At 68.5% G+C, this 23,890-nt stretch carries 24 protein-coding genes; 13 read left to right on the plus strand and 11 right to left on the minus strand.

Features of this window, described 5'->3' with window-relative positions; genetic code table 11:
* The first annotated feature begins 463 nt into the window (after window positions 1-463).
* Window positions 464-1,210 (plus strand): class I SAM-dependent methyltransferase, encoded by a 747-nt coding sequence (locus L324_RS40475; RefSeq protein ID WP_037321609.1) that lies wholly within the window; start codon window positions 464-466, stop codon window positions 1,208-1,210.
* A 32-nt stretch (window positions 1,211-1,242) separates the two neighbouring features.
* Here L324_RS40475 and L324_RS40480 read toward each other — a convergent pair whose 3' ends face one another.
* The 5 genes from L324_RS40480 to sigC all read right to left on the minus strand — a co-directional run bounded on the left by L324_RS40480 (window position 1,243) and on the right by sigC (window position 6,938).
* A complete protein-coding gene (locus tag L324_RS40480; RefSeq protein ID WP_037321613.1) occupies window positions 1,243-2,055 on the minus strand; it encodes an aldo/keto reductase in 813 nt (270 codons plus the stop codon).
* Window positions 2,056-2,064: 9 nt separating this feature from the next.
* Window positions 2,065-3,306, minus strand: coding sequence for a PucR family transcriptional regulator (locus L324_RS40485; RefSeq protein WP_037321615.1), 1,242 nt, complete (start codon window positions 3,304-3,306; stop codon window positions 2,065-2,067).
* A 140-nt stretch (window positions 3,307-3,446) separates the two neighbouring features.
* On the minus strand, window positions 3,447-3,902 hold the full coding sequence (locus tag L324_RS40490) for a (2Fe-2S)-binding protein (RefSeq protein WP_007030011.1): 456 nt from the start codon (window positions 3,900-3,902) through the stop codon (window positions 3,447-3,449).
* A 26-nt stretch (window positions 3,903-3,928) separates the two neighbouring features.
* Entirely contained in the window at window positions 3,929-6,175 is a 2,247-nt protein-coding gene (locus tag L324_RS40495) for a xanthine dehydrogenase family protein molybdopterin-binding subunit (RefSeq protein WP_037321619.1), read from the minus strand.
* Window positions 6,176-6,368: 193 nt separating this feature from the next.
* Complete coding sequence (sigC, locus tag L324_RS40500) at window positions 6,369-6,938, minus strand: RNA polymerase sigma factor SigC (protein ID WP_037321621.1); 570 nt, start codon at window positions 6,936-6,938, stop codon at window positions 6,369-6,371.
* A 58-nt stretch (window positions 6,939-6,996) separates the two neighbouring features.
* Between sigC and L324_RS40505 the strand changes: the two genes are divergently transcribed.
* Window positions 6,997-7,725 (plus strand): zf-HC2 domain-containing protein, encoded by a 729-nt coding sequence (locus tag L324_RS40505; protein WP_037321623.1) that lies wholly within the window; start codon window positions 6,997-6,999, stop codon window positions 7,723-7,725.
* Between the two features lie 262 nt (window positions 7,726-7,987).
* Window positions 7,988-9,148: an ROK family transcriptional regulator gene (locus tag L324_RS40510; RefSeq protein ID WP_438938483.1), complete on the plus strand. Its 1,161-nt coding sequence runs from the start codon at window positions 7,988-7,990 to the stop codon at window positions 9,146-9,148.
* Here the strand turns inward: L324_RS40510 and L324_RS40515 are convergent.
* A complete protein-coding gene (locus L324_RS40515) occupies window positions 9,145-9,612 on the minus strand; it encodes a pyridoxamine 5'-phosphate oxidase family protein (RefSeq protein WP_037321628.1) in 468 nt (155 codons plus the stop codon). The genes L324_RS40510 and L324_RS40515 overlap by 4 nt on opposite strands.
* Here L324_RS40515 and L324_RS40520 point away from each other — a divergent pair.
* Window positions 9,611-10,093, plus strand: a complete 483-nt coding sequence (locus tag L324_RS40520; RefSeq protein WP_037321631.1) for a MarR family winged helix-turn-helix transcriptional regulator — start codon at window positions 9,611-9,613, stop codon at window positions 10,091-10,093. The genes L324_RS40515 and L324_RS40520 overlap by 2 nt on opposite strands.
* Window positions 10,094-10,124: 31 nt before the next feature.
* Here L324_RS40520 and L324_RS40525 read toward each other — a convergent pair whose 3' ends face one another.
* Complete coding sequence (locus L324_RS40525; RefSeq protein ID WP_037321634.1) at window positions 10,125-10,631, minus strand: PaaI family thioesterase; 507 nt, start codon at window positions 10,629-10,631, stop codon at window positions 10,125-10,127.
* Window positions 10,632-10,702: 71 nt separating this feature from the next.
* Between L324_RS40525 and L324_RS40530 the strand changes: the two genes are divergently transcribed.
* From L324_RS40530 to L324_RS40545, 4 genes are read left to right on the plus strand one after another with little or no spacing between them, the layout of a single operon-like run.
* Entirely contained in the window at window positions 10,703-11,266 is a 564-nt protein-coding gene (locus L324_RS40530) for a TetR/AcrR family transcriptional regulator (RefSeq protein WP_235783794.1), read from the plus strand.
* Between the two features lie 51 nt (window positions 11,267-11,317).
* Window positions 11,318-11,629, plus strand: a complete 312-nt coding sequence (locus L324_RS40535; RefSeq protein ID WP_051174437.1) for an ArsR/SmtB family transcription factor — start codon at window positions 11,318-11,320, stop codon at window positions 11,627-11,629.
* Window positions 11,630-11,640: 11 nt separating this feature from the next.
* Window positions 11,641-12,372 carry an HAD family hydrolase gene (locus L324_RS40540; protein ID WP_037321641.1) on the plus strand — a complete coding sequence of 244 codons (732 nt, stop codon included), beginning with the start codon at window positions 11,641-11,643 and terminating at the stop codon, window positions 12,370-12,372.
* Window positions 12,373-12,428: 56 nt separating this feature from the next.
* On the plus strand, window positions 12,429-14,729 hold the full coding sequence (locus L324_RS40545; protein WP_438938485.1) for a glycoside hydrolase family 65 protein: 2,301 nt from the start codon (window positions 12,429-12,431) through the stop codon (window positions 14,727-14,729).
* Between the two features lie 84 nt (window positions 14,730-14,813).
* Here L324_RS40545 and L324_RS43195 read toward each other — a convergent pair whose 3' ends face one another.
* From L324_RS43195 to L324_RS40555, 3 genes are all read right to left on the minus strand, one after another.
* Window positions 14,814-14,990 (minus strand): hypothetical protein, encoded by a 177-nt coding sequence (locus tag L324_RS43195; RefSeq protein WP_162835898.1) that lies wholly within the window; start codon window positions 14,988-14,990, stop codon window positions 14,814-14,816.
* A 39-nt stretch (window positions 14,991-15,029) separates the two neighbouring features.
* The gene (locus tag L324_RS40550) at window positions 15,030-15,986 is read right to left on the minus strand and encodes a Ppx/GppA phosphatase family protein (protein WP_037321647.1); all 957 of its coding nucleotides are present in this window, start codon (window positions 15,984-15,986) and stop codon (window positions 15,030-15,032) included.
* A gap of 222 nt (window positions 15,987-16,208) precedes the next feature.
* Window positions 16,209-17,249, minus strand: a complete 1,041-nt coding sequence (locus L324_RS40555) for an LLM class F420-dependent oxidoreductase (protein WP_037321649.1) — start codon at window positions 17,247-17,249, stop codon at window positions 16,209-16,211.
* Between the two features lie 482 nt (window positions 17,250-17,731).
* Here L324_RS40555 and L324_RS40560 point away from each other — a divergent pair, with 482 nt between their 5' ends.
* From L324_RS40560 to hypF, 5 genes are all read left to right on the plus strand, one after another.
* Window positions 17,732-18,100 (plus strand): roadblock/LC7 domain-containing protein, encoded by a 369-nt coding sequence (locus L324_RS40560; protein ID WP_037321651.1) that lies wholly within the window; start codon window positions 17,732-17,734, stop codon window positions 18,098-18,100.
* 49 nt (window positions 18,101-18,149) lie between these two features.
* Window positions 18,150-18,521: a hypothetical protein gene (locus L324_RS40565; RefSeq protein WP_037321653.1), complete on the plus strand. Its 372-nt coding sequence runs from the start codon at window positions 18,150-18,152 to the stop codon at window positions 18,519-18,521.
* A gap of 236 nt (window positions 18,522-18,757) precedes the next feature.
* The gene (locus L324_RS40570) at window positions 18,758-19,525 is read left to right on the plus strand and encodes a hypothetical protein (protein ID WP_037321656.1); all 768 of its coding nucleotides are present in this window, start codon (window positions 18,758-18,760) and stop codon (window positions 19,523-19,525) included.
* Window positions 19,526-20,370: 845 nt separating this feature from the next.
* Entirely contained in the window at window positions 20,371-21,354 is a 984-nt protein-coding gene (locus tag L324_RS40575; RefSeq protein WP_051174420.1) for an MEDS domain-containing protein, read from the plus strand.
* A 127-nt stretch (window positions 21,355-21,481) separates the two neighbouring features.
* Window positions 21,482-23,776, plus strand: coding sequence for a carbamoyltransferase HypF (hypF, locus tag L324_RS40580; RefSeq protein ID WP_235783795.1), 2,295 nt, complete (start codon window positions 21,482-21,484; stop codon window positions 23,774-23,776).
* Here the strand turns inward: hypF and L324_RS44360 are convergent.
* Complete coding sequence (locus tag L324_RS44360; protein ID WP_438938484.1) at window positions 23,763-23,882, minus strand: DUF6893 family small protein; 120 nt, start codon at window positions 23,880-23,882, stop codon at window positions 23,763-23,765. The genes hypF and L324_RS44360 overlap by 14 nt on opposite strands.
* Window positions 23,883-23,890 lie beyond the last annotated feature (8 nt).

Genomic DNA, 23,890 nt, shown 5'->3' on the forward strand with positions numbered 1-23,890 from the left:
AGGGGGTCGTGAGTGATAAAGAGCGTTATTGAGGGGTAGGGGCAAATGTGTCCCCAATGTGGCACTGGAGACGTTCAAGGTCTCCAATGCCACATTGGGGACACCGGCTCCGAAACACGGGCCCGGATCCCGTTCTGAAGGGAACCTTCGAGACGTTCCACGTCCGAAAGGGGGCCTTCAGGACACCCCAGGCCACGAAAACCCCACCAGGCCCAGGGCGCACCACCCAGCCATGTTCGCCTTACCTCTCAAATAGAACGCTACTTATCACTCACGACCACATCCCGAAGCCACGCAAACGGCTTAAGTTGGACACCTGTATCCGAAAAGGTGTCTCTTGTGGACACCTGGAGTCGCGGCCGGCTTCCGTCAGCCAGTCCGGACCCGCGCCGGGGTACGCCATATTTGTCAGACCACCCGAAATCGCGTTGCCCCACCCGGCCGTAGCGCCGAGACTGCGGACATGACGTTCGAAGAGCTGCTCGCCGAAGGGGAGGCCGTCCCGGTCGAAGGCTGGGACTTCTCCTGGTTCGAAGGCCGGGCCACGGAGGAACGGCCGCCGTGGGGTTACTCGCGGCTGCTCGGCGAGCGGATGGCGACCGCGGAAGCCGGTCTCGACCTGCAGACCGGCGGCGGCGAGGTGCTCGCGGGCATCCCGAAGCCGCCGCCGGTCCTCGCCGCGACCGAAGGCTGGCCGCCGAACGTCGAGGTCGCCCGGAAGACCCTCGCGCCCCTCGGCGGTGAGGTGGTCGAGGCGGCCTACGACGCGCCGCTGCCGTTTCCCGACGAATCCTTCGACGTGGTGAGCAGCCGTCATCCGATCGAGAATCCGTGGCGAGAGATCGCGCGTGTCCTGAGGCCGGGCGGAATCTTTCTCTCGCAACAGATCGGCGCCGGGACCGTCCGGGAACTGAAGGAGTTCTTCCTCGGCCCGCAGGACTACGGCGGCTGGACTCCCGAGGTGCTGCGGGACGAGGCGGAAGCCGTCGGGCTGCGGGTCGAACGGCTGGAACCGGCGAAACTGCGGATGGAGTTCTTCGACCTTGCCGCGGTCGTGCATTTCCTGCGAAAGGTGATCTGGATCGTCCCCGGGTTCACTGTGGACGGTCATCGCGACGAACTCGCGGAACTCCACCGGATCATCGAGACCGACGGGAAGTTCGTCGCGCACTCGCGGCGGGTGCTGGTGGAAGCCACCAAAGCCTCGTGAGTGGTAATGACGGTTAGAACCGTCATTACCACTCACGAGTCCAGGCGCTCCAGCTGCTCCGCCGTCAGCTTGATCTCCGCGGCGGCGAAGTTCTCCTCCAGGTGCGCGATCTTCGTCGTACCCGGGATCGGCAGGATCACCGGCGACCGCGCGAGCAGCCACGCGAGCCCGACCTGCGCCGTGGTCACGCCGAGTTCCTTCGCGACGGAGGCGATCCCGGCGGTGGCCTCCGACGCGGCGCCGAGCACGGGACGCCAAGGCAGGAAAGCGATCCCCGCCGCCTCGCACGCGTCCACCACCGCCTCGTACGAGCGGTCGAAGAGGCTGTAGCGGTTCTGGACACTCGCGATGTCCACGATCTCGCGGGCCCGCGCGAGTTCGTCCACGGTGACTTCGGACAGCCCGATCCGGCCGATCTTGCCCTCGTCACGCAGGTCCCGCAGCGCGCCGAGCTGATCGGCCAGCGGAGTCTCCGGATCGACGCGGTGCAGCTGCAGCAGTTCGATCCGCTCCACCCGCAGCCGCCGCAGCCCCTCGTCGACCTGCACCCGCAGCGATTCCGGCCGTGCGTCGTACTTCCAGTCGTCCCCGGTCCGCACGACGCCGACCTTGGTGGTGACCACCAGGTCGTCCGGATACGGATGGAGTGCTTCGGCGAGCAGTTCCTCGTTGGCGCCACCGCCGTACAGGTGCGCGGTGTCGATCAGCGTGATGCCCAGTTCGACGGCACGCCGTGCGAGGGCGATCGAGGCCTCTCGTCCGGGACCGGGTTCGGTCGGCAAACGCATGGCGCCGAAGCCGAGACGGTGCACGGTCAGATCTCCGCCGATCGCGAATTCGTTCATGGAGGAAACCTAGCGCAGCGGATCCCGCGGCGAAGGCAGATGCGAGGTGTCGGGGAACATGTGGAGCGCGCGCAGGGCGGCGCCGAGTTCGGCGATGTCGGCCGGATCGGTCAGCGAACGGCCGAGTTCCTCGGTGATCCGCTTCAGGCGGTGCCGGATCGTGTTGGGGTGACAGAACATCCGCTCCGACGTCAGTTTCGTGGAGCCCTGGCATTCGAACCACGCCCGCAACGTCAGCAGCAGCACGTTGCGGTCGTCGCCGGGCAGGTCGAGGATCGGCCGCAGCACGTGGTGCGCGAGCTGCACCGACGCCTCCGGCGCGCTGGCGACCAGACCGGCGAGCGGGGATTCGTTGAACTGCACCATTCCCGTCGTCCCCTGCAGCATGCTGGAGAGCGCGACCCGCGCCAGGTGCAGCGCGCGGGAGGTGTTCCCGAGGCCGGTGAACACCGGGCTGACCCCGATGCGGCCGCTCGAATTGTCCCGCAGCAGCTCGATGATCACCTGTGAAGCCGACGGATCCCGCATCGACACGACACCGACCTGCAGGTCCGGGGTGAGCCGCCAGGCGGACGCGTGATGCCGGTCGCGGAGCCGGTTTTCGATCTGTGGCAAAGGTTCGTGACCGACACGCGGGGTTTCCGCGGCGACCACCACGTACGTCCCGTCGAGCGCGAGTTCGAGCACCCGCGCGATGTCCCACAACGTCCCCTCGGTGGCGGCGCCACCGGCGAACAGCGCTTCGACCAACGCGGACCGTCTGCTTTGGTGCGCCAGCATGACTTCGGCGGTGGTGTCGCGATAGCTCGTCGTCAGCGCCTCGGCGTAGTCGTCGATCAGCGCCCAGATCGCCGCCGTCGCGGCGACGAGCCCGCGAAGGTCCTGATGCTCTTCCGAAGCGGTCAGTTCGACGAACCGGTTCCACACCTCGGTGAGCCCGATCCGGTACGCGCGCAACAGTTCCGGGAGTGGAGCGCCCTGCAGGGCCCGCGCCCGTCCGGTCGCCCGCGCCTGCGCGAGGTCTGGCTCCTCCGTACCGCGCAGGGTCCGCATGACGTACTCGAGGTTGTCCCGCACCGACTTCCGCAGTTCGGCGAGCGAGACGAACTGCGCGTCGCGGTACACCGGCATCTCGGCACGGATCTGCTCGACAGTGCTGTCGATGAGCCCGGGAAGCTGCTTCTCGACCTCGACGGCCAGTTCGGCGACGACGGCGGGCGAGCCTTCGCGGAGCACAGTTCGATAGTGCATGGACGTCCTCCGGGGCAGGGACTCCTCGTCGAGTCCCTGGGGACGTCATCTAACACGACTTCCCCGAACGTGGCCCGTCGAAGCCGAAAGGCTCCGCCGGTGCGGCGAAAACGCGAGTTTTTCACCGCACCGGCGGGGTTTCACATCTTCGCGGCCGCGCTCTTGATGGCCTCGCGGATCCGGAAATAGGTACCGCACCGGCAGACGTTCTGGATCGCGTCGATCTCGGCGTCCGTCGGGTTCTTCGTCTTCTTCAGCAAGGCCACCGCGGCCATGATCTGCCCGGGCTGGCAGTAGCCGCACTGCGCGACGTCCTGTTCCAGCCAGGCCTCCTGCACCGGGTGCAGATCCTCACCGTCGGCGAGACCTTCGATCGTGGTGACCTCCTTGCCGGAACAGTCGGACACCGGCGTCACGCACGGGTTGAACGCCTCGCCGTCGAGGTGACTGGTGCAGGCCTTGCAGACGTTGATCCCGCAGCCGTATTTCGGGCCGCGGACGCCGAGCTTGTCCCGCAGCGCCCACAGCATGGGCAGATCCGCGGGCGCGTCGACGGTGACGGTCTTCCCGTTCACCGTGAAGGTGTAGTTGGGCATCGGAACTCCTTGGCGGGGAAGGAAAGTCAGCGGGGGAACGGCTCGAAGTCGACGGGGAAGTTGATCGGGAAACTACGCGGCTTGATGCCGGTTGCCCGCGCGTATGCGTTTGCGATCGCGCCGACCGGCGCCGGTACACCGAGTTCGCCGGCCCCACCGATCTCGCCCGTCTCCGGCATCACGAACACCTTGACGTCCATCGGCGAGTTCTTCTGACGCGCGTAATGGAACTGCGAGTAGCTGCCCTCCAGCGGCAGGCCCTTGTCGATGTGCAGCCCGGCGGTCAGCGTCGTGGAGATGCCGTCGGTCAGACCGCCGAGCATCTGCGCCTCGATCCCGCGCGGGTTGATCGGCTTGCCGACGTCCACCGCGATGGTCGCCTTGGTGACGCGCGGTTTCTTCGGGTCGCGGGCGTCCATTTCGACGAGGCAGGCCGTGTAGGACTTGTACTCGCCGTGCACGGCGACGCCCTGCGCGAAACCCCTGGGCATCTTCTTGCCCCATTCGCCGAGTTCGGCGACCTTGTCCAGCACGGCGCGCTGCCGCTCGTTCTTGATGAACTCGCGCCGGAACGCCACCGGATCCTTCCCGAGCTTCGCGGCGATCTCGTCGACCATGATCTCTTCCGCCCCGCGCGTGCTCGACGAGTACACCGATCGCCAGGCGCCGGTGTGGAAATCCACCGGGACCTCGTTGAGCAGCTGCGTGGTGACACCGAAGTTGTACGGCGACTTCACGGTCAGGAGGAACACCGTCTGCGCGAAGCTCAGGTTGCCGCCGACCGGCAGCTCCGCGGCGAAGGCGGTGAGGACCTCGCCGAGCCCGTGGCCCCAGTCGGTCTCCACGCTGGCGACCCGGTGCTCGAAGCTGAGGACCTGGCCGAGCGCGAAGGTGGCGCGGATCTTGTGGTGGCTCGCGGCGCGGGCGCGGCCGTGGCGCATGTCGTCGATCCGGCTCCACATCAGCCGCACCGGCCGCTTCATCGCCTTCGAGATACGCGCGGCCTCGATCGCGCCGTCGGAGAAGAGCCTGCGCCCGAACGAACCGCCCGCCTGCTGGACGTGCACGGTGACCTTGTTCTCCGGCAGGCCGAGTTCCCGCGCGATGTTCTGCTTCGCGAGGATCGGCACCTTCATCCCGGACCAGATGGTCGCGCTGTCCTCCCGGACGTCGGCGACTGCGGAGTTGGTCTCCAGCGGCGCGTGGCTGGCGAAGGCGAAGTCGAATTCGCCGTCGACGTACTGGGTCAGCAGCGGCGGTACGGCGAACGGCAGCGCCGCGGCCCGCAGCTTCTTCTTGATCGTCGCGTTGTTCTCGCCGTCGACGGTGCCGGCGTTCCAGGTGACGTCGAGCGCGTTCTTGCCGTCGAGCGCCTGGCCGAAGGTCTCCGCCATCACCGCGACCCCGGTCTGGATCACGGCGATGTCGATGATGCCGGGCATCGCGCGCACGGCGGCCTCGTTGTTGACCTTCCCGACCGTGCCGTTGATCGTCGGCGGACGGCGGACCATCACCGGTTTCGCACCGGGGATGTCCAGGTCGAGGGTGTACTTGAGCTGCCCGGTGACCATCGCGCGGGCGTCCTTGCGCGACTGCGGCGTGCCGACCAGCTTGTGCTCGGACTCCGCCTTCGGGGTCACCGTGAGCTTGCCCAGATCGGCGCGGGCGGCGGGCTTGGACAGCGCGCCGTAGCTCATCCGCCGTCCGTCCGGCGCGAGCACCGCACCATCCCTTGTGGACAGACGTTCGGCGTTGACGCCCCATTCGCGCGCGGCCGTCGCGACCAGGCGGGTACGAGCGGCGGCGGCCGCGGTCCGCACCGGCGTGTAGAGCGAGCGCATCGTGTTGGAGCCGCCGGTCAGCTGGTTGAACAGCAGTTCGGCGCGGGCGTCGGAGAGCACGACGTCGACGCGGTCGAGCGGCAGGTCCAGCTCCTCGGCGACCAGCATCGCGTTCGCCGTCGTGATGCCCTGGCCGACCTCGGTCCGCGGAAGTTCCAGCCGTACGCGGCCGTCTTCGCGGACTTCGAGCACGAGCAGGTTGGCGGTGGGGGCGTTCGAGAGGATCAGGACGTCACCGAGGTCGAGGATCTCGGCCGGACCGGGCAGGGTCGGGATGACGGCTTCGGCTTCTTCGGGAGCGAAGCCGTCGATACCGAGCTTCGTCGCGATCGTGAGGGTGGGCGCGGCGACGAGGAAGCTCAGGAACCGGCGACGGCCGAGGCCGCCGGAATCCGGAGCCTCGCCTTGGGTTCCAGTGGTGGGACTGGCCATCGGGAAGATCCCTTCGAGAGCGCGCGGAGAAGGCGGGGACCCTCGCGCGGCCTGGGGTTGGATGGCGACACGCTAGGCAGCGGCATTCGGCCTAGTCAACGCGGAGTAGTCGTGTCGGCTCATCTGTGTGACGAGGTGACAGCGAAAGGCCTCATTTGTGTGCCGCGCCACACTCCAGAGGACGAAACGCGTTCTAGATGGAGTCGCGCTCCCGGCCGGCTTCGAGCAGGTCTTCACGGGCGCGGGCGATCCGCGAGCGCACGGTGCCGACCGGGCAGCCGCAGATCTCGGCGGCCTCGGCGTACGAAAGCCCCAGCACCTGGGTGAGGACGAGGACCTCGCGGCGTTCCGGATCGAGCCCGTCGAGCAGCATCCGCAGCTCCACCAGGTCTTCGAACCCCGCGACACCCTCCGCCTGACGGGCACCGCGGCGTTCGGCGGTGGCTTCCCAGTCGACGTCGGCGAGTTTCGGGCGCGCCGAAGCCGCCCGGATGCGGTCGACGACCACGCGCCGGGCGATGGACAACAGCCAGGTCCGCGACGACGACCGGCCGGCGAACCGGCGCAGGCTGCCGAACGCGCGCAGGTACGTCTCCTGGGTGAGATCGTCGGCGGCGCCGACGTCGGCGAGGTGCGCGACGAAGCGCCAGACGTCGGCCTGGGTGGCCCGCACCCAGTCCTCGAGCGCCCGCCGGTCACCGCGGGCGGCGGCGAGAGCGAGCGCGGTCACCCGCTCGTCGTCGTGGTTGCGCGGCCCGGCCATACGAGAAACGTAGCAGCGCCCCGGGAACCGGGGCAGGCCCGCGCCCGACAAGTGAGACGTGAAGTGCGAGACCTGCCGCGAGGCCCTGTCGGCCCGGCTCGACGGCGAAACCGAACCCGCCCCGCCCGAGGCGGTCGACCGGCATGTGACCGGCTGCACCGCCTGCCGTTCCTGGCTCGCCCGTGCCGAACGGCTGCACCGGACGATCCTCCTGCGCCCCGCGCCGCCGGTCCCGGACCTCACCGCCGTCATCCTGGAACGCACCCCGGCCCCGCCCCGCGACGGCTGGCCTGCCCGGATCGCGCTCGCCATGGTCGCGATCGCCCAGCTCGGCCTCGCCTTCGCCCAGCTGCTGGGCGTCGAGGACCACGCCGCGGGCCACGGCGCGGAATCCCTGGTCGGGCACCTTTCGCACGAGAGCAGCGCGTGGAATCTCGCGGTCGGCGTCGGACTCGGCTGGGCGGCCGTGCGCACGAAGGCGGCGGCGGGACAGCTCCCGGCGCTGACCGGGTTCGTCGCGCTGCTCCTGGCGTTGTCCGCGGGCGACCTCGTCGCGGGACAGGTCACCGCCGGGCGGGTGCTCACCCACGGCCTGGTCGTGGCGGGCCTGGTCCTGCTGTTCGTGGTCAACCGCCAGCACCGCCTGCGCAACCGCCCCAGCCCGGCGACGACGGCCGACACCGCGGACTTCACCGGCACGGAAACGGACCACGAAACCGGCGAAACCCCCCAACGCCCCCGCCAGCACAGGGGATTCCGGCGACCGGCGAGCCGCCACGCCGCCTGATCCACAGCGGAACCACTTGGTCTAGACCACTCCCGGTCACTGGGAGCTTCCGTCCGGACACCGGGTGAATCACCGGGTTTTCGCGCGCGGCGTGCGCGATTCGCGGCGCGGACACGTTTATCGTCACCGGGAACCACCGAATGTAAACCTTCTTGCCCATTTCGGGCCGGACCCGGATAACTTTGGTGGGAACACCTTGGTTCGACAGGAGGCGAAGCTCGTGGTTGGCGCAAAAAGTCCGCCCGTCGGCACCCCCGCCGGGATGCGGAAGATCAATCAGCGCGCCGTGCTGGACCTCCTGCGCCGCAGCGGCCCCGCCACCCGGCCGCAGGTCGCCAAGGACACCGGTCTTTCGAAACCCACGGTGAGCCAAGCGTTACTGGCCCTCGAAGCGGCCGGTCTCGCCAGGGCGACCGGGCACACCTCGACCGGGACCGGCCGGTCCGCCGTCCTCTACGAAGCGGATCCCACGGCCGGTTACGTCCTCGGTGTCGACATCGGACGCGAGCACCTCCGCGTCGCCGTTTCGGACCTCGGCCACACCGTCGTCGCCCGCCGTGACGAGCGGAACACCTCGCGTTCGGGCACCGCGCTCGTCAGCGCCGTGGGCGCGCTCGCCGCGGCGACGGTCCGCGAAGCGGGGCTGAGCCAGGCGGACATCGTCGTGCGCGTCCTCGGCTCGCCCGGGGTCGCCGACCCGGCCAAACGCTGCTTCCGGCACGCGCCGAACCTGCCCGGCTGGGGCAAGGCGGGCCTGCTCGACGAACTCGAAGCCGTCCTCGGCCCGGACCTCATGGTGGAGAACGACGCGAACCTCACCGCCGTCGGCGAATGGGAACGCGGTGCCGCGCGCGGCGCGTCCGTGTTCGGCTGCATCACCATCGGCACCGGTGTCGGCATGGGCGTGATGGTCAACGGCGAGGTCTTCCGCGGCGCGACGGGCGCGGCGGGCGAAATCGGCTACCTCCCGTACGGCCAGTCGCACGCGGGAAGCGACGGCGAGGACGCTCCCCCGGTCCGCGGCCATCTCGAAGAGGCGACGGCGGCGCAGTCCGTGGTCCGCGGCGCCCGCGAACTCGGCCTGGGCACGGCGAAATCGGCCCGCGAAGTGTTCCGCCTCGCCCGCGACGGCGACGAACTCGCCCTGCGCGCGGTCGAAGCCGAAGCGGACAGGCTGGCCTACACCGTGGCGTCGGTGGCCGCGGTGATCGACCCCGAACTGATCGTGCTCGGCGGCGGTATCGGCACCGCGGCCGATCTGCTGCTCGACCCGATCGACCGCGCGCTGCGCTCGTTCACCCCGCTCGTCCCCTCCGTCGTCCAGGGCGAACTGGGCGACGACGGGGTGCTGACCGGCGCGATCAGCGTCGGGCTGCGCGCCGCCGAGGGCTTGGTCTTCGAACGGAAGGTCGGCGCGGCCTAGCGGTCAGGCCGCCGCCACGCCCTGCCGCCGGCACTGATCCGCCACGGCGTCAGCCTCAGCACGGTGATGTCCGGATCCAGTGGATCTTCGCCGCCCATGATCCTCGGGTCGAAACCCAGCGGCTCCGGTGTTTCCTCGGCCAACCGCCACAGATGCCGCCGCGTTTCCTCGTCGTCGGCGTAACCGGCACCGCATTCGGCGACGGCGACCTCGTGCGCCGGGTCCCAGTACGAACACGAGGCGAACGGCGTCCGCGCGAGATGCGCCTTCTTCAGCGGCGTCGGCCGGGTGAACAGGTGCCCGACGAGGTCGCCGTCCCGCTGTTCCCAGATCGGGTGCACCACCCTCGACCTCGGCCGCCCTCGCCGGTCGACCGTCGCGAGCGTGCACCAGACGACGCGATGCGCGACGCGGACGAACTCCGCCATCAGCTCCACCGGCGGCGTGCTAGATTCCACAACCATGGTTGTGGATCCTACGCCGTCGAGTCTCGACCTGTCACTGGTCTCGCTGTTCGCCGGCTGGGCGATGAGCGGGGAGATCCAGCGGCGCCTGACCGCCGACGGACTCGGCGGGACCCGGTTCAACGACGGTGTCGTGTTCCAGCATGTGCTCGCGGGACCGCTCTCGATCTCCGCACTGGCCGAACGGATGGGCGTGACCCAGCAGGCGGCGTCGAAGGCGGTCGCCGATCTGGAAGGCCGGGGACTGCTGCGGCGCGAGCCGGACCCCGCCGACGCGCGGACCCGGCTGCTGCACCTGACCGAAACGGCCGAACGGGCCGTCAAGGCGGCACGAAAGCACCGAACGGCGCTGGAAAAGGAACTCATCACGGAATTCGGCGCGGAACGCGTCGCGGACGCGAAAGCGTTGCTGGCCGGGATCATCGGCCGCTATGGCGACACGGAGGCGATCCGCGGCCGCCGGATCCGCCCGCCGGTATGACGCGTCACCTCCGGCCGCTTCGAGAACGCGGTCAGGGCGCGATGATCAGGCAGGTGCTCGACGCGGTCGCGAGCACCTTGCCGTCCGCGTCGCGGATGTCCCCCTCGGCGAACGCCACGCGCGAACCGGCCTTGACCACCCAGCCGTGGGCGCGGATCTCCCCCACCGAGCCGGAAATGGCCCGCAGGAAGTTCACCTTCAGCTCGACAGAGGTGTAGCCGACCCCGGCGGGCAGGGTCGAATGCACCGCGCACGCCACCGCCGAGTCCAGCAGGGTCGCCGCGACGCCGCCATGCACCGTGCCGATGGGGTTGTAGAGCGACTCGTCCGGCGTCGCGGCGAGTACGACGTCGCCGTCGGCCACGCTGACCCAGCGCATCCCGAAATGCGCCGAGATCGGCGGCGGCGGGATCCGCCCTTCCGCGATCCCGGTCAGGTACTCCCGGCCGGACAGCTCCCGGCCGAGCCGGGCGGTGGGCAGCGGATCCTGCCAGGTCACGGTCTTCTGCCGGGTCTGGCCGGTGACATCGACGGTCATGCTGCCTCCTAAGACGATCGTCCTAGAGTTGTCCAGGACGATCGTCCTAGTCAAGGGCTATGCTCGGGGACGTGTCCGATGCCACCACACGCGAGCGCATGATCTCGACGGCGATGCGGCTCTTCCGTCGCGAGGGCTACCAGGCGACCTCGTGGCGGCGGCTGGTGGAGGAGGCCGGGACGCCATGGGGCTCGGCGTACCACCATTTCCCCGGCGGCAAGGAACAGCTCGCGGTCGCCGCGATCGAACTCGGCACCGCCGTCGTGGCGAAGACGGTCAGGCGCGCTTTCGAGCGCAACGAGACCGTCGAGGACGCGGTGAGCTGGTGGTATCGCAAGGCTGGCGAGGCACTGGCCGCCGACGACTACCGCGGCGGCTGCCCGCTCGCCACGATCACCCTGGAGATGGCGCACGCCTCCCCCGCGATCACCAAGGCGTGCCAGGACGCCTTCGCCACCTGGCACGCGCTGCTGGTGGAACTGCTTGGCGGCCACGGCGTCGAGGACACCGAAGACGTCGCCATCGCCATCATGACCAACCTCGAAGGCGCCTTGCTGGTCAGCCGGGTCCGCCGATCGCCCGATCCGCTCGACCGCGCCGCGCGGCACGTCGCACTCGTGGCCCGCGCGGCCTAACATCGGCGGGTGAGCATCGAGCCGGACCGGGTGGACGCCGCCGTCGCCGGGATGGGTGACCGCGACGCGATCACCGAATGGGCGCAACGGTTCTCGCTCGTCGCGGATCCGTCGCGGCTCGCGCTGCTCGTCTCGATCCACTACGCCCGCGAGATCAGCGTCACCGATCTCGCCGCGGCCACGGGGATGACCGACACCGCGGTCTCCCAGGCGTTGCGGCTCCTGCGCGCGCACAGCCTGGTGACGGCGCGGCGCGAAGGCCGGATCGTCCGCTACAGCCTGGCCGACACGACCGTCCACGAACTGATCCACCTGGTGCGGCCGCATCCCGAAAGCCGAGCGGGCACCGGCGAGCGCGGGTAGCGTGCGGAGACATGATCGGTCTGCCCGACACCATCACGGCCTGTCTCTTCGACCTCGACGGCGTGCTGACCGGAACCGCCGCCCAGCACCGCGAAGCGTGGAAACGCACGTTCGACGAGTTCCTGCGCGCCCGCGACGGTGACGCGTTCTCTCCGTTCACCGACGCCGATTACGCGGCCTACGTCGACGGAAGGCCGAGGGCCGACGGCGTCCGCACCTTCCTCACCTCGCGCGGGATCGAGCTCCCCGAGGGCGGTCCGGACGACGACATCGACGCCGCCACCGTCAACGGCATCGGGAACCGCAAGAACCAGCTGGTCTTGAAGATCATCGACGAAGAAGGCGTCACGCCGTACCCGGGATCCGTGCGCTATCTGGAGGCGGCGAAGGCGGCGGGCCTGCGCATCGGCGTGGTCACCTCGTCCGCGAACGGCGCGAAAGTGCTCGACGCCGCCGACCTGACCAGGTTCGTCGAAGCGCGGATCGACGGGATCGTGATCACCGAAAAGGGCCTGCGCGGCAAGCCCGCCCCCGATTCGTTCCTCGCCGGTGCCGAGGCCTTCGGCGTTCCCCCGGAACACGCGGCCGTGTTCGAGGACGCGCTCGCGGGTGTGCAGGCCGGGAAGGAAGGCAGTTTCGGTTACGTGGTCGGGGTGAACCGCGCGCATCAGGCGGGCGAACTGCTCGAGCACGGTGCCGATGTCGTGGTGGACGACCTCGCCGAACTGCTGGAGGACAAGTGACCGATCCGCTTTTCCGCGGCTACGAGGTCGCGCCATGGGAGCTGCGCTGGCGCGGGATGGACGTCGATGCCCTGCAGCGGACGGAATCGGCGTTCGCGGTGTCCAACGGGCACATCGGCCTGCGCGGCACCCTGGAGGAGGCCGAACCCCGCGGCCTGCCGGGCACCTATCTGAACGGCTTCTACGAACAGCACGACCTTCCTTACGCGGAAACCGGTTACGGCTACCCGGAAGAAGGCCAGACCGTCGTCAACGTGACCGACGGCAAGATCATCCGGCTGCTGGTCGAGGACGAACCACTCGACATGCGCTACGGCCAGGCGACCGACCACGACCGCGTCCTCGACTTCCGCAAGGGCACGCTCGCCCGCGACACCGTGTGGTCCTCGCCGACCGGGCGCCGGGTGCGGGTGAAGACCGAACGCCTGGTCTCCTTCACCCAGCGCGCCGTCGCCGCGATCCGGTACGAGGTCGAACCGCTCGACGACGAACTTCAGCTGGTGGTGCAGTCGGATCTGCTGGCCAACGAGCCGATCGAATCCGACACCCGCGATCCCCGCGTCGCGGCGGCACTGGAGTCCCCACTGGTCGCGGAGTTCCAGCACGCCGAGGGCTATCACGCGGTACTCGTGCACCAGACCCGCCGGTCCGGGCTGCGGATGGCGGCGGCGATGGACCACAAGATCGACGTCACCGACGGTGTCCGCACGCACATCGAGGCCGAAGAGGACCTGGCGCGGCTCACCATCGCCGTCGACGTGCCGAAGGGCGGACGGCTGCGGATCACCAAGTACCTCGCCTACGGCTGGTCCGCGCAGCGTTCGCTGCCCGCCGTGCGCGCACAGGTCGAGGCCGCGCTCGCCGGCGCGCGGCAGACCGGCTGGAAAGGACTGCTCGCCGAGCAGAAGGAGTTCCTCGACGACTTCTGGGAGACCTCGGACATCGAGATCGAGGGCGACCCGGAACTGCAGCAGGCGGTGCGGTTCGCGCTCTTCCATCTGCTGCAGGCCGGTGCCCGCGGCGAGACGAGGGCCTTGGCGGGCAAGGGATTGACCGGCCCCGGTTACGACGGGCACGCGTTCTGGGACACCGAGACCTTCGTGCTGCCCGTGCTCACCTACAGCATCCCGGACGCCGCCCGCGACGCCCTGCGCTGGCGTCACTCCACTTTGGACAAAGCGAGGGAAAGGGCGGCACAGCTGGGATTACGCGGCGCGGCGTTCCCCTGGCGGTCCATCAACGGCGCGGAATGTTCGGCGTACTGGCCGGCGGGCACGGCGGCGTTCCACGTCAGCGCGGACATCTCCGACGCCGTCGTGCGCTACCTCAACGCCACCGGCGACGACGAGTTCATGCGGACCTGCGGCGCGGAACTGCTCCTCGAAACAGCCCGGATGTGGTTGTCGCTGGGGCATTTCGACCGGCGGGGCCGGTTCCGGATCGACGGTGTCACCGGACCGGACGAGTACTCCGCGGTGGCGGACAACAACGTCTACACGAACCTCATGGCACGACGGAACCTGTTCTACGCCGCCGAAATCTGCGGACAGCACGCGGACGTGGCCGAAGCCTTCGACGTCGGCGCGGACGAGGTCGCGTCGTGGCGCAAGGCGGCCGAGTCGATGCTGATCCCCTACGACGAAGAACTCGGCGTCCATCCGCAGTCCGAAGGATTCCTGGAGCACGCCGACTGGGATTTCGAGGCCACCAAGCAGGATTTCTACCCGCTGCTGCTGAACTTCCCGTACTTCGACCTGTACCGCAAGCAGGTGGTCAAGCAGGCGGACCTGGTGCTGGCGCTGCATCTGTGCGGGGATTCCTTCACTCCGGAGGAGAAGGCGCGCGATTTCGCCTACTACGAGGCACGGACGGTACGCGATTCCTCGCTTTCGGCGGGAACGCAGGCCGTGATGGCGGCCGAAGTCGGGCATCTGGAACTGGCCTACGACTACCTCGCCGAAGCGGCTCTCACCGACCTGCACGACGTGCACAACAACGTCCGCAACGGCTTGCACCTGGCTTCGCTGGCGGGTGCCTGGCAGGGCACCGTCGCCGGGTTCGGCGGGCTGCGCGACCACGGCGGGCGGCTGACCTTCGCACCGCGGCTACCGCCGCAGCTCCGGCGGATCGCGTTCCGGCTGACCTTCCGGGGCACCCGGTTCCAGGTCGAGATCGGCCACGAGAGCGCGACGTATCACGTGATCACCGGGGATCCGCTGGAACTGGCGCACCACGGCGAGACGTTCACGGTCACGACCGAGCCGGTGCGGCTGCCGATCCCCGCCATCGATCCGGGTCCGGCGCCGGTGCAGCCCGCAGGCCGCGCTCCGGCGCGACGGCAGCCGAAGGACGGGTGACGCGGGTCGGCCCGACCGTGTTATGAACGGGACTTTCATTACAAATTTTGTAATGAAAGTCCCGTTCATAACACGTCGGGGCGCTCAGTCCGGCGGTTCGACCGGCACCTCACCGCTGCCGGGGACCCCGTCGATGTCGTCGGTCCCGTGGGGCCCGATGTCACGGTTGGGCGCGCTCGGCACGTCGGTCTTCGGCTGGGTCTTGCGAAGGTCGTCGAGGTCTTCTTCGTCTTGCCCGAAGTTCTTCTTGCTTTCCCTCATGTGTCCGGGGTACCCCCTCGCGCCCGGATACGCCAGTTTTCAGGCGGCTTTCGCCGGTTTACCGTCGAGACCGACCAGGCCGTCGAGCATGTTCAGCAGCAGGCCGTCCCTGGTCGACCAGGGGCAGATGGCGACCTGGCCACCGGCAAGGGTCAACAGCGCCTCGGCGACGATCGCGCCTGCCAGTGCCTGGTGGGAGCGCTGCCGCGAGATGCCCGGCAGTTCGGCGCGGCGTTTCGCGGGCAGCTTCGCGAGCCGCGGGATCCACGCGCGGAGGTCGTCGAGGTGCAGTTCGCGAGAGCGGGACGGCCGGTCGCCGGCGAGCCGCGCGAGTTGCCGCAGCACCTTGGAGCAGCCGACGGCGCGGTGATCCCGGATCTCCGGCAGCACGTCCTGCATCGCGTCGCGGACCTCGTCGAGGACGTGTTCCCGCATGGCCCGCACGACCTTGGGCGACGGACATTCGGTGGACATCCAGTCGCGCGTCAGCGATCGGGCACCGAGTGGCAGCGAATGCGCGAACCCGGCCTCTTCCGCCTTGCCCGCGGCGAGTTCGACGGTCCCGCCGCCGATGTCGAGTACCAGCAATCCGCCGGCGGAAGCGCCGTACCACCGGCGCGCGCCGACGTAGGCCAGTTCCGCCTCGCGGCGCCCGGTGAGGAACTGCAGTTTGACGCCGGTGGCCTTGGCGACGTCACCGACGACCTGCTTCACGTTGGCCGCGTCGCGGATCGAGGATGTCGCAAGCGGGTACACGTTCTCGACGCCGTGCTTGGCCGCCGTCGTCACCCCGGCCTCGACGGCGGACGCGACGGCGTCGATACCCCGCCGGGTCAGCTTCCCGTCGTCGTCCAGTTCCCTGTCGAGCCGCAGCCGCGTTTGGTGGCTCAGCACCGGCTCGAGCGGCGTTCCGCCCCTGGCGAGCACCACCAGCCGCGCACTGAACGACCCGACGTCCAGGACGGCGGCCGTCGGTTCCCCGATCTTTCCGCGCACGCGAGGACACCTCACCTTCGTCGCGAACGTATTCCCCCGAGCTTTCGGTTTCACTCCTGATAATGGCCGATTTTCCGGCCGTTCAGGCGCGCTTTACGTTCTCTTCCCACCGCGAGGCCACTTTTTGACCTCGCCGGGGGCGCGTCGACGCAGGTAGACACTACCGCATCGATCCAGGTGAGAGGTTCGACTCCCTCAGTGCGTCGGAAAACTTCGAACGAACTAGCCGACGAGTTCGCGCAACTTCGACACCTGGGCGACCCGGGCTTCGCGGCCGGGGAGCAGCGGATTGACCACCAGCGTGGTCGCGCCCGCCTCCCGGAAGGCGGCCAGCCGCTCCTTGACGTAGCCCTCGGGGCCGACCAGCGAGATCGCCCTGATCAGCTCCTTCGGCACCGCCGCGGCGGCCTCGTCCTTCTTGCCGTCCAGGTACAGGTCCTGGATGAGCTTGGCTTCGGCCTCGTAGCCGTAGCGCTGCGCGAGGCTGTTGTAGAAGTTCTTGCCGCGCGCGCCCATCCCGCCGATGTAGAGCGCCAGCATGCCGCGCAGGTGGTCAAGCAGCCCGTCGACGTCGTCGCCGATCGCCAGCGCGGTCCCGACGAAGGTGTCCAGCTCCCCCAGCGACGGGTCGCGCTTCGCCTTGCCCTCGGCCAGCGACGCGCCCCAGACCTCGGCGGCCTTCTCGGGATGGAAGAAGATCGGCTCCCAGCCCTCGGCGAGTTCGGCGGTGAGCGCGACGTTCTTCGGGCCGATCGAGGCGAGCAGGATCGGGATCCGCTCGCGCACCGGGTGATTGATCAGCTTCAGCGGCTTGCCGAGGCCCGTGCCCTGCTCGGGCGGCAACGGGATCGTGTAGTGGGTGCCCGAATGCACGACCTTCTCCCGCCGCCACACCTGACGGCAGATGTCGATGATCTCGCGGGTGCGGCCGAGGGGCGCGTCGTACTTCACGCCGTGGAAACCCTCGATGACCTGCGGTCCCGACGCGCCGATACCGAGGGTGAACCGGCCGTCGGAGACGAAGTCGAGCCCGGCGGCGGTCATCGCGGTCAGCGTCGGCGTGCGCGTGTAGATCTGGAAGATGCCGGAGGCGATCTGGACCCGCTCGGTCTTCGCGGCGACGTAGCCGAGCTGGCTGACCGCGTCGAACGAGTAGGCCTCGGGGACGAAGACGATGTCCAGTCCGGCCTTCTCCAGCTCGACGATGTCCGCCACGCTCTCGGCGAAGCCACCCGCGTAGTTGATCGCGGTCCCGATCCTCATCCGAACTCCTCACAAACTACTGAGCGGTCGCTTACTCCATCGCTTGACGCAGTCTCGCGGGATCCCGCTCGCGACGCTAACGACTTGTGAACCTAAACACACCGGCGCGCCCGCGGCCGGACGACCACCGGACGCCGCCCGGCGGGACGGCGGCGGTCACCAACGCCGAATGGGGATTCACGGAAAATCCCAATATCGGAATTCCCGCGGAGGAAATTCACCTACAGCAGAACTACGCCGATCGGCCTAGTTACAAGAATGACAAGCACTTCACTCGATCGCGTGATACTCATGGCGCTCGGGCGGTATCGATAGAGTCGCGGACGCACAAGTGCTAGCTTTCCTCGAATTCAAAACCCGATCGGGTGATCATTTCGCCCCTTTTCCGGCGCCCCGCGAGATCACCGAATCGGGCCGACGCGTGAATGCGCCGCCGCCACCCCCGGCCGCCCGCTCACGCCCCTGAACAGGAAGTAAGAGCAGTGGATTTCGAAGCACTCGCCGCCGAGTTGCGGAACCTTCGAGAGAACGTCACGGGGGTGTCCGACACGGTGATAGCCGCGGTGGACGGGATCCCCATCATCGCGGACGCGGCGGCGGACATCGACCCCGCGAAGATCTCCGCGCTCGCCGCCGCCAATCTGGGGATCGCCCGCCAGGCGGCCGAGATCACCGGCAAAGGCACGCTCAACCAGACGGTGGTGTTCAGCAGTGAGGGCTACATGGCCGTGTACGCCATCGGCCGCATGTCCTTGATGGTCATCATGGGAGACAAGAATTTGAACGTCGGGCGCCTTCTCTTCGAATGCCGTCCCGTCATCGAGCGGATCAGCTCGATCTTGAACGCCTGAACCGGTCGTTTCGCCCGATCTACACCCGAACCGAAGAAGTGGAGTTTTCATGAACATCGAAAACGCTTTGAAAGAATCCATGTCGATCGCCGGGGCCCTCGGTGTCGCGCTGGTCGACTACGAGAGCGGGATGTCGCTCGGTACCAGCGGCGGCGGAGACTGGCTCAATCTGGAGGTCGCGGCGGCGGGCAACACCGACGTCATCAGATCGAAGCTCCGGGTCATGTCCGCCCTCGCGCTCAACGACAGCATCGAAGACATCCTCATCACGCTGCACCGCCAATATCATCTGATCCGCCTGCTGGGATCCGTGAACAGCAGGAGCTCGCTGTTCCTCTACCTGGTGCTGGACCGGGAGCAGGCGAACCTCGCGCTGGCCCGGCACTACCTCAAGCGCATCGAATCCGATCTGCAGGTCTAGGCCGTGTCCTGCAAGTCTTGTTCGCGGTCTTCGCGCCCAGGCGGCCCCTGACGGCACGGGCGGATGCGGCCGAGTACGACCCGGTACGAGGCCGATCCGCCCGCACCGCCAGGAACCACCTGGATCACGAAGCCCATCGAACAAACTGACCGGACACCGCCTGGTCGTCCGGTGAGTCCGCTCGATGGATCCTCGTGTCGCAGAAGACGTCACATCGTGGCAGAGAGGAGCCGTCGATGACCCCAGGCGGGTCCAGCGGCGAGGCGCTCGTCGTCGGCTCGGCGTTCCTGACCGACCTCGGATCCCTCTTCCCGGTACGGCTCAAGCTCGTCGGCGAGGAGCTGGAGTTCGTGTTCGTGCTGCCGGACGACCGGACCGGCGGCCGGGCCTCTCGGTCGGAGACGACCGATCACCCGTTCATCGAGCTGAAGGAGCGGATCCGGCTGCGGTTCGGCGCCGGGACGGTCGGTCCTGTGCCGCGCTTCTTCGTCGACGCGGGCGGCCGCTGGGCGCGGCTTCGGGTCGAACTCGCCGGAACCGCGGTCCGGGCCGTGATCGTCATGCCGGAGGAAGTGACGGCGGAGTCGCTGAACGCGCCGTTTCTCGGGCGATGGCAGGAGCATATTCCCAGCACGGTGAAGCTGGCCGTCGACGAGATCGCCCGGATGCTCTCGCGGTGCCGCCATCGGGCCGGCGGGACCGAACCGCTGATAGACCTGGAGCTGGGCTACCTACCCGATCCCGGATACCAGGCAAGATTCGCCCGGGCCCACGAACCGGTGCGGGCCTTCGTCGCGCCGATCCGGCCGGTGCTCAGGATGCGCTGGATCTCGATGACCTCGGCGCAACGCAGAGTCTTCCTCGACGAGCTGACGAACGTCGGCACCATCGGCAGATGGCCCCGCCGCAGACTGACCACCCGGATCATGGGTCTCGAGGTGGAACTGCCGCACTGGGCCGCCCCGAAGGTTCGTGCCGTCCCGGGACCTCAAGCCCGAGGCTGACGGTGTGGCGAGCGAAGATCGCCACACCGTCAGCGCCACGCCCTTGGGAAGAAGCCCGCGATGCGGGCGAAATCACCGTTTGTCCGCCTCGCTCTCCGTGCGGGCCGACCATCTCCGGTGTGCCGAGGAATTCCTCTCTCCGTCGACGCTGTCCGGAGCCTTCGCCACTCCCGGTCGCACCGCCCTGTCCGTCGCTTCGTTCCCCTCGATGACCGCGATCGAGGGCCGTCCACTGTCACCGGCCTGACGAACGACCAAGACGCGTGCGAAGTGATTCGCGATCAACCGGAACGCGGAATCGCCCGAGTCCCCAGAGCCGCACGGACAGGGTATTCGACAGTTCTGGCAATACCGGACACAAGCGGCTCCATAACCTTCCGGGTTATCGAGAACAGAAGTGTCCGTGAGGTTTTCTTTTCCGGACACAACTGGATCGCGATTTCCGCATGCGGCCGGAGAACACATGCCGACACTGCTCCAGAGCGGCGATAAACAGCGTCCCACCACCGCTGAGCACTGCGTTCAGTACGGGCGACCACTCTCGTCACGCGGTGGACATAAATGGGATCTCCTCGTCGCGACACGGATCCGACTAGGTTGAAGTGGATCACCGCAAGAAAACGCACGTCCAAATGGATGAAATTGATTCCGGTCGCGATATTCACATGGTTAGTCTGCGTTCCTCCCGAAGGAACGACCGAGGACCACCCACCATGAGATCACCGTCAACGAGCAAGTTCATGCCCACTTTCCGTACCCCCGCCATGCCGAGCGGGCCGCTGGACCGACGGGCGGCCCCTGTACCGGCTGGACGAGAGCGGCCGACCGGCGACTGGACGGGCCTGATGAAGTCAGCTTTTCGGCACCAGGGTTGTATCTACGGCAGCGACGCGGAGTTCCTCGCCATGGCCGTGCAGTTCGCCGAAGAGGGGCTCCTGCGGGGAGAGCAGGTGCTGGTCGCCACGACCGCCCGCAACCTCGAACTGCTCCATGACGCGCTGGGCGCCGACGCCGACAGGATCGAATACGCCGAGACCGCGCCCTTCCGGCGACGGCCGTCACAATGGGCTGAAACGCTCCGCGGCTGGGCACGCCGTCGCCCGGGCGGATCCGAGGGCCGGGGACGGGCCATCGTCGAGCCGGTCTGGGCGGGCCGATCCCGACGGGAAGTGGCCGCCTGGCAGCGGATGGAGGCACGACTCACCGTGACGCTGGCCGGCACGGGAATCTGGATGATCTGCCCCTACGACACCCGGGTCGTCGAAGCGGGCATAGTCGAGGATGCCCGCCGGATCCATCACGAATGCGTGGTAGGGCGCGTAGCCGAGCCATCCGCGCGGTTCATGGCGCCGGAGGATCTCACCGGAGCCCAGGGAGCACCGCCGTCACCGGACCGGCCCACTGACATGTTCCGGTTCGAAGGCGACTTGGTCGCCGTGCGGCGCTACGTGCTGGAAAGAGCCACCCCGATACTGCTCGCCGAGGACGCCGTGGCGATGTTCGACGTCGCCGTCGGCTCGGTGCTCGCCAACCTGCTCAACCACGGGGCCGACCGAGCGGTCGTGTGGGTACGGCCGGTGGACGGCCGGGTGGTGTGCACGATGCACTGTGACCGGCCGCTCGGCATCCCGCGGCCCGCCGGCTCCGGGTCCCGGAGCCCGAATCGACTGGACAACAGCCTGCGGATGGCCGAACAGATCTGCGAATGGCTCAACGTCAGCTCGGACGTCTCCGGCTGCACCATCGAACTGGCCATGCCGGGACTGCGTTCGGAGAACACCGGCCGTACCGGGAGCGAGGGCTTGAACTTTTCGAGTCTGAGCCACTGATGTCCGGTTCGGTGGACAGTTCTGTCCGGTTTCCCCGGCCCGGGAGGACAGTCCGTTCACGCGGCCGTCGAGGCACCCGGGTGACGACAGCTGCGGCTCATCCGCCCCGGGGGGAACACTGATCGGCGTGGAGACGCGAACACGACGTGCCGTGCGGATCAAAGGGATCGTTCAAGGGGTCGGATTCCGGCCCTTCGTCTACGGTCTCGCCACGCGACTCGGCCTGGCCGGTCACGTCGGCAACGACGTCGAAGGCGTGTTCGTCGAGGTGGAGGGGCCGGTCGCGGATGTAGAGGCATTCCTGGTCGCCGTGCGCCGTGAAGCGCCTCCGCTCGCCGAGGTCGAGCGAGTGATCACGGCCGAGACGGAGCCGAACGGCATCCCCGGATTCAGCATCGTGCCCAGCGATCCCCGCGGTGGCAAGCGGACGCTCGTCTCCGCGGACAGCGCCGTCTGCGGAGACTGCCTCCGTGAGCTGGGCGATCCGGCGGACCGCCGTTTCGGCTATCCCTTCATCAACTGCACCAACTGCGGCCCGCGTTTCACGATCGTGCGAGACGTGCCCTACGACCGGTCCCTGACCACGATGGCGGGTTTTCCCCTGTGCGTGGCGTGCGCCGCGGAGTACCACGACCCGGCGGACCGGCGCTTCCACGCCCAGCCGACCTGTTGCCCGGACTGTGGCCCGCGAATGCGGCTGCTGGACACGACCGGGCGCGAGTTGTCCGGAGACCCGATCGCCGAGACGGCCGCGCTGCTGCGAGAGGGCCGGGTGCCGGCGATCAAAGGGATCGGCGGCTATCACCTTGCCGTCCTCGCATCGGATGAGCAGGCGGCGGCCGTCCTGCGGCGACGCAAACATCGCGAGGACAAGCCTTTCGCCGTGATGGTCTCCGATGTGGACGCTGCTGCCGAGCTGTGCGAACTGGACGCCACAGGACGTGAAGCGCTGCTGAGCAGACGTCGCCCGATCGTGCTGCTCCCCCGGCTCACGGACGCGCCGGTCGCGGCGGCGGTCGCCCCGGGAGCCCGGCAGCTCGGTCTGATGCTGCCCTATACCCCGTTGCACCATCTGCTGCTCGCGGCGGTCGCCGCGCCGATCGTGCTCACCAGCGGCAACGTCTCGGACGAACCGATCGCCTACACCGACACCGACGCTTTCGAACGACTCGGCGGGATCGCCGACGCGTTCCTGACCCATGACCGGCCGATCCATATCCGCACCGACGATTCGGTGGTGCGGCCATGGCGGGGGCGTGAATCGGTGCTGCGCCGGTCCCGCGGGTTCGTCCCGGAACCCGTGACGTTGCCCTGGACCGCGCCGCGTCCCCTGCTCGCCTGTGGCGCGGAACTGAAGAACACATTCTGCCTCGCCAAAGACCGGCACGCCTTCATCTCCCACCATATCGGCGACCTGGAGAACTTCGAGACACTGCGGTCGTTCACCGACGGGATAGTCCACTTCGGACGATTGTTCGGCGTCGAGCCGGCTCTGGTCGCGCACGACCTGCACCCGGAATACCTGTCCACCAAGCACGCGTCGGAGCTGGCGGGGCGGGCAGGCGTCGAACTGGTCGGGGTACAGCATCACCACGCGCACATCGCGTCTTGCCTCGCCGACAACGGCGAAGCGGGGCCGGTTCTCGGCGTCGCCTTCGACGGCACCGGGTTCGGAGAGGACGGGACCATCTGGGGTGGGGAGTTCCTGCTAGCGGACCTGACGACGTACGAGCGGGTCGGCCATCTGGCACCGCTCCCCATGCCCGGAGGCGCGGCCGCGATCAGGCAGCCATGGCGGATGGCCGCCGCGTATCTCGACAAGGCTTTCGACGGTTCTCCGCCGGAAGAACTCCTCGTCTTGAGCCGTAACGCGTCCACGTGGGCCACCGTGGCCCAGCTCGCCAGACGCGGGGTGGCCTCACCACTCACTTCCAGCGCGGGGAGGCTGTTCGACGCGGTATCGGCCATGCTCGTTCCGCGCGACGCCATCCACTACGAAGGACAGGCCGCGATCGAGCTGGAACGACTGGCGGATCCCGCCGAACGAGGCGCCTACCCGGTGACCGTGTCCGGTACCGGACCGTTGGTGGTCGCCGGGACGGACCTGGTGCGCGCGGTCGCCGAGGAGGTGGTCAGGGGCGTCGCCCCGCCGGTCGTCGCCGCGCGGTTCCACAACGGGTTGGCCAGGGTGATCACGCGCTGCTGCGTCTCGCTGCGCGAAGCGACAGGGGTGGGCACGGTGGCCGTCTCCGGCGGCGTCTTCCAGAACCTGCTGCTTCTCGACCGGACGGTGGACCTGTTGCACCAGAACGGTTTCCGTGTACTCACCCACGCGGGCGTGCCGGCGAACGACGGCGGCATCAGCCTCGGCCAGGCAGCTGTCGCCGCCGCCAGGGATCGCGCGGGAGTCACATCCTCCTGATCGTCAGGTACCGCCGGATGTCCGGCAGGAAGAGCACCAGGAGGATCAGGCCCGCGACGCCCGCCACCGCCAGTATCGCCACGAAGATGTAGCCGAGCACAGTCATGTCCGCCG

This window comes from Amycolatopsis orientalis DSM 40040 = KCTC 9412, from assembly GCF_000478275.1.
GTDB classification, from domain to species: domain Bacteria; phylum Actinomycetota; class Actinomycetes; order Mycobacteriales; family Pseudonocardiaceae; genus Amycolatopsis; species Amycolatopsis orientalis.

Excerpts from the sequence above, each read along its gene's own strand:
- L324_RS40475 (WP_037321609.1), top strand. The coding sequence starts at position 464 with ATGACGTTCGAAGAGCTGCTCGCCGAAGGGGAGGCCGTCCCGGTCGAA.
- L324_RS40480 (WP_037321613.1), bottom strand. The coding sequence starts at position 2,055 with ATGAACGAATTCGCGATCGGCGGAGATCTGACCGTGCACCGTCTCGGC.
- L324_RS40485 (WP_037321615.1), bottom strand. The coding sequence starts at position 3,306 with ATGCACTATCGAACTGTGCTCCGCGAAGGCTCGCCCGCCGTCGTCGCC.
- L324_RS40490 (WP_007030011.1), bottom strand. The coding sequence starts at position 3,902 with ATGCCCAACTACACCTTCACGGTGAACGGGAAGACCGTCACCGTCGAC.
- L324_RS40495 (WP_037321619.1), bottom strand. The coding sequence starts at position 6,175 with ATGGCCAGTCCCACCACTGGAACCCAAGGCGAGGCTCCGGATTCCGGC.
- sigC (WP_037321621.1), bottom strand. The coding sequence starts at position 6,938 with ATGGCCGGGCCGCGCAACCACGACGACGAGCGGGTGACCGCGCTCGCT.
- L324_RS40510 (WP_438938483.1), top strand. The coding sequence starts at position 7,988 with ATGCGGAAGATCAATCAGCGCGCCGTGCTGGACCTCCTGCGCCGCAGC.
- L324_RS40520 (WP_037321631.1), top strand. The coding sequence starts at position 9,611 with ATGGTTGTGGATCCTACGCCGTCGAGTCTCGACCTGTCACTGGTCTCG.
- L324_RS40515 (WP_037321628.1), bottom strand. The coding sequence starts at position 9,612 with ATGGTTGTGGAATCTAGCACGCCGCCGGTGGAGCTGATGGCGGAGTTC.
- L324_RS40525 (WP_037321634.1), bottom strand. The coding sequence starts at position 10,631 with ATGACCGTCGATGTCACCGGCCAGACCCGGCAGAAGACCGTGACCTGG.
- L324_RS40535 (WP_051174437.1), top strand. The coding sequence starts at position 11,318 with ATGGGTGACCGCGACGCGATCACCGAATGGGCGCAACGGTTCTCGCTC.
- L324_RS40540 (WP_037321641.1), top strand. The coding sequence starts at position 11,641 with ATGATCGGTCTGCCCGACACCATCACGGCCTGTCTCTTCGACCTCGAC.
- L324_RS40545 (WP_438938485.1), top strand. The coding sequence starts at position 12,429 with ATGGACGTCGATGCCCTGCAGCGGACGGAATCGGCGTTCGCGGTGTCC.
- L324_RS43195 (WP_162835898.1), bottom strand. The coding sequence starts at position 14,990 with ATGAGGGAAAGCAAGAAGAACTTCGGGCAAGACGAAGAAGACCTCGAC.
- L324_RS40555 (WP_037321649.1), bottom strand. The coding sequence starts at position 17,249 with ATGAGGATCGGGACCGCGATCAACTACGCGGGTGGCTTCGCCGAGAGC.
- L324_RS40565 (WP_037321653.1), top strand. The coding sequence starts at position 18,150 with ATGAACATCGAAAACGCTTTGAAAGAATCCATGTCGATCGCCGGGGCC.
- L324_RS40570 (WP_037321656.1), top strand. The coding sequence starts at position 18,758 with ATGACCCCAGGCGGGTCCAGCGGCGAGGCGCTCGTCGTCGGCTCGGCG.
- L324_RS40575 (WP_051174420.1), top strand. The coding sequence starts at position 20,371 with ATGAAGTCAGCTTTTCGGCACCAGGGTTGTATCTACGGCAGCGACGCG.
- L324_RS44360 (WP_438938484.1), bottom strand. The coding sequence starts at position 23,882 with ATGACTGTGCTCGGCTACATCTTCGTGGCGATACTGGCGGTGGCGGGC.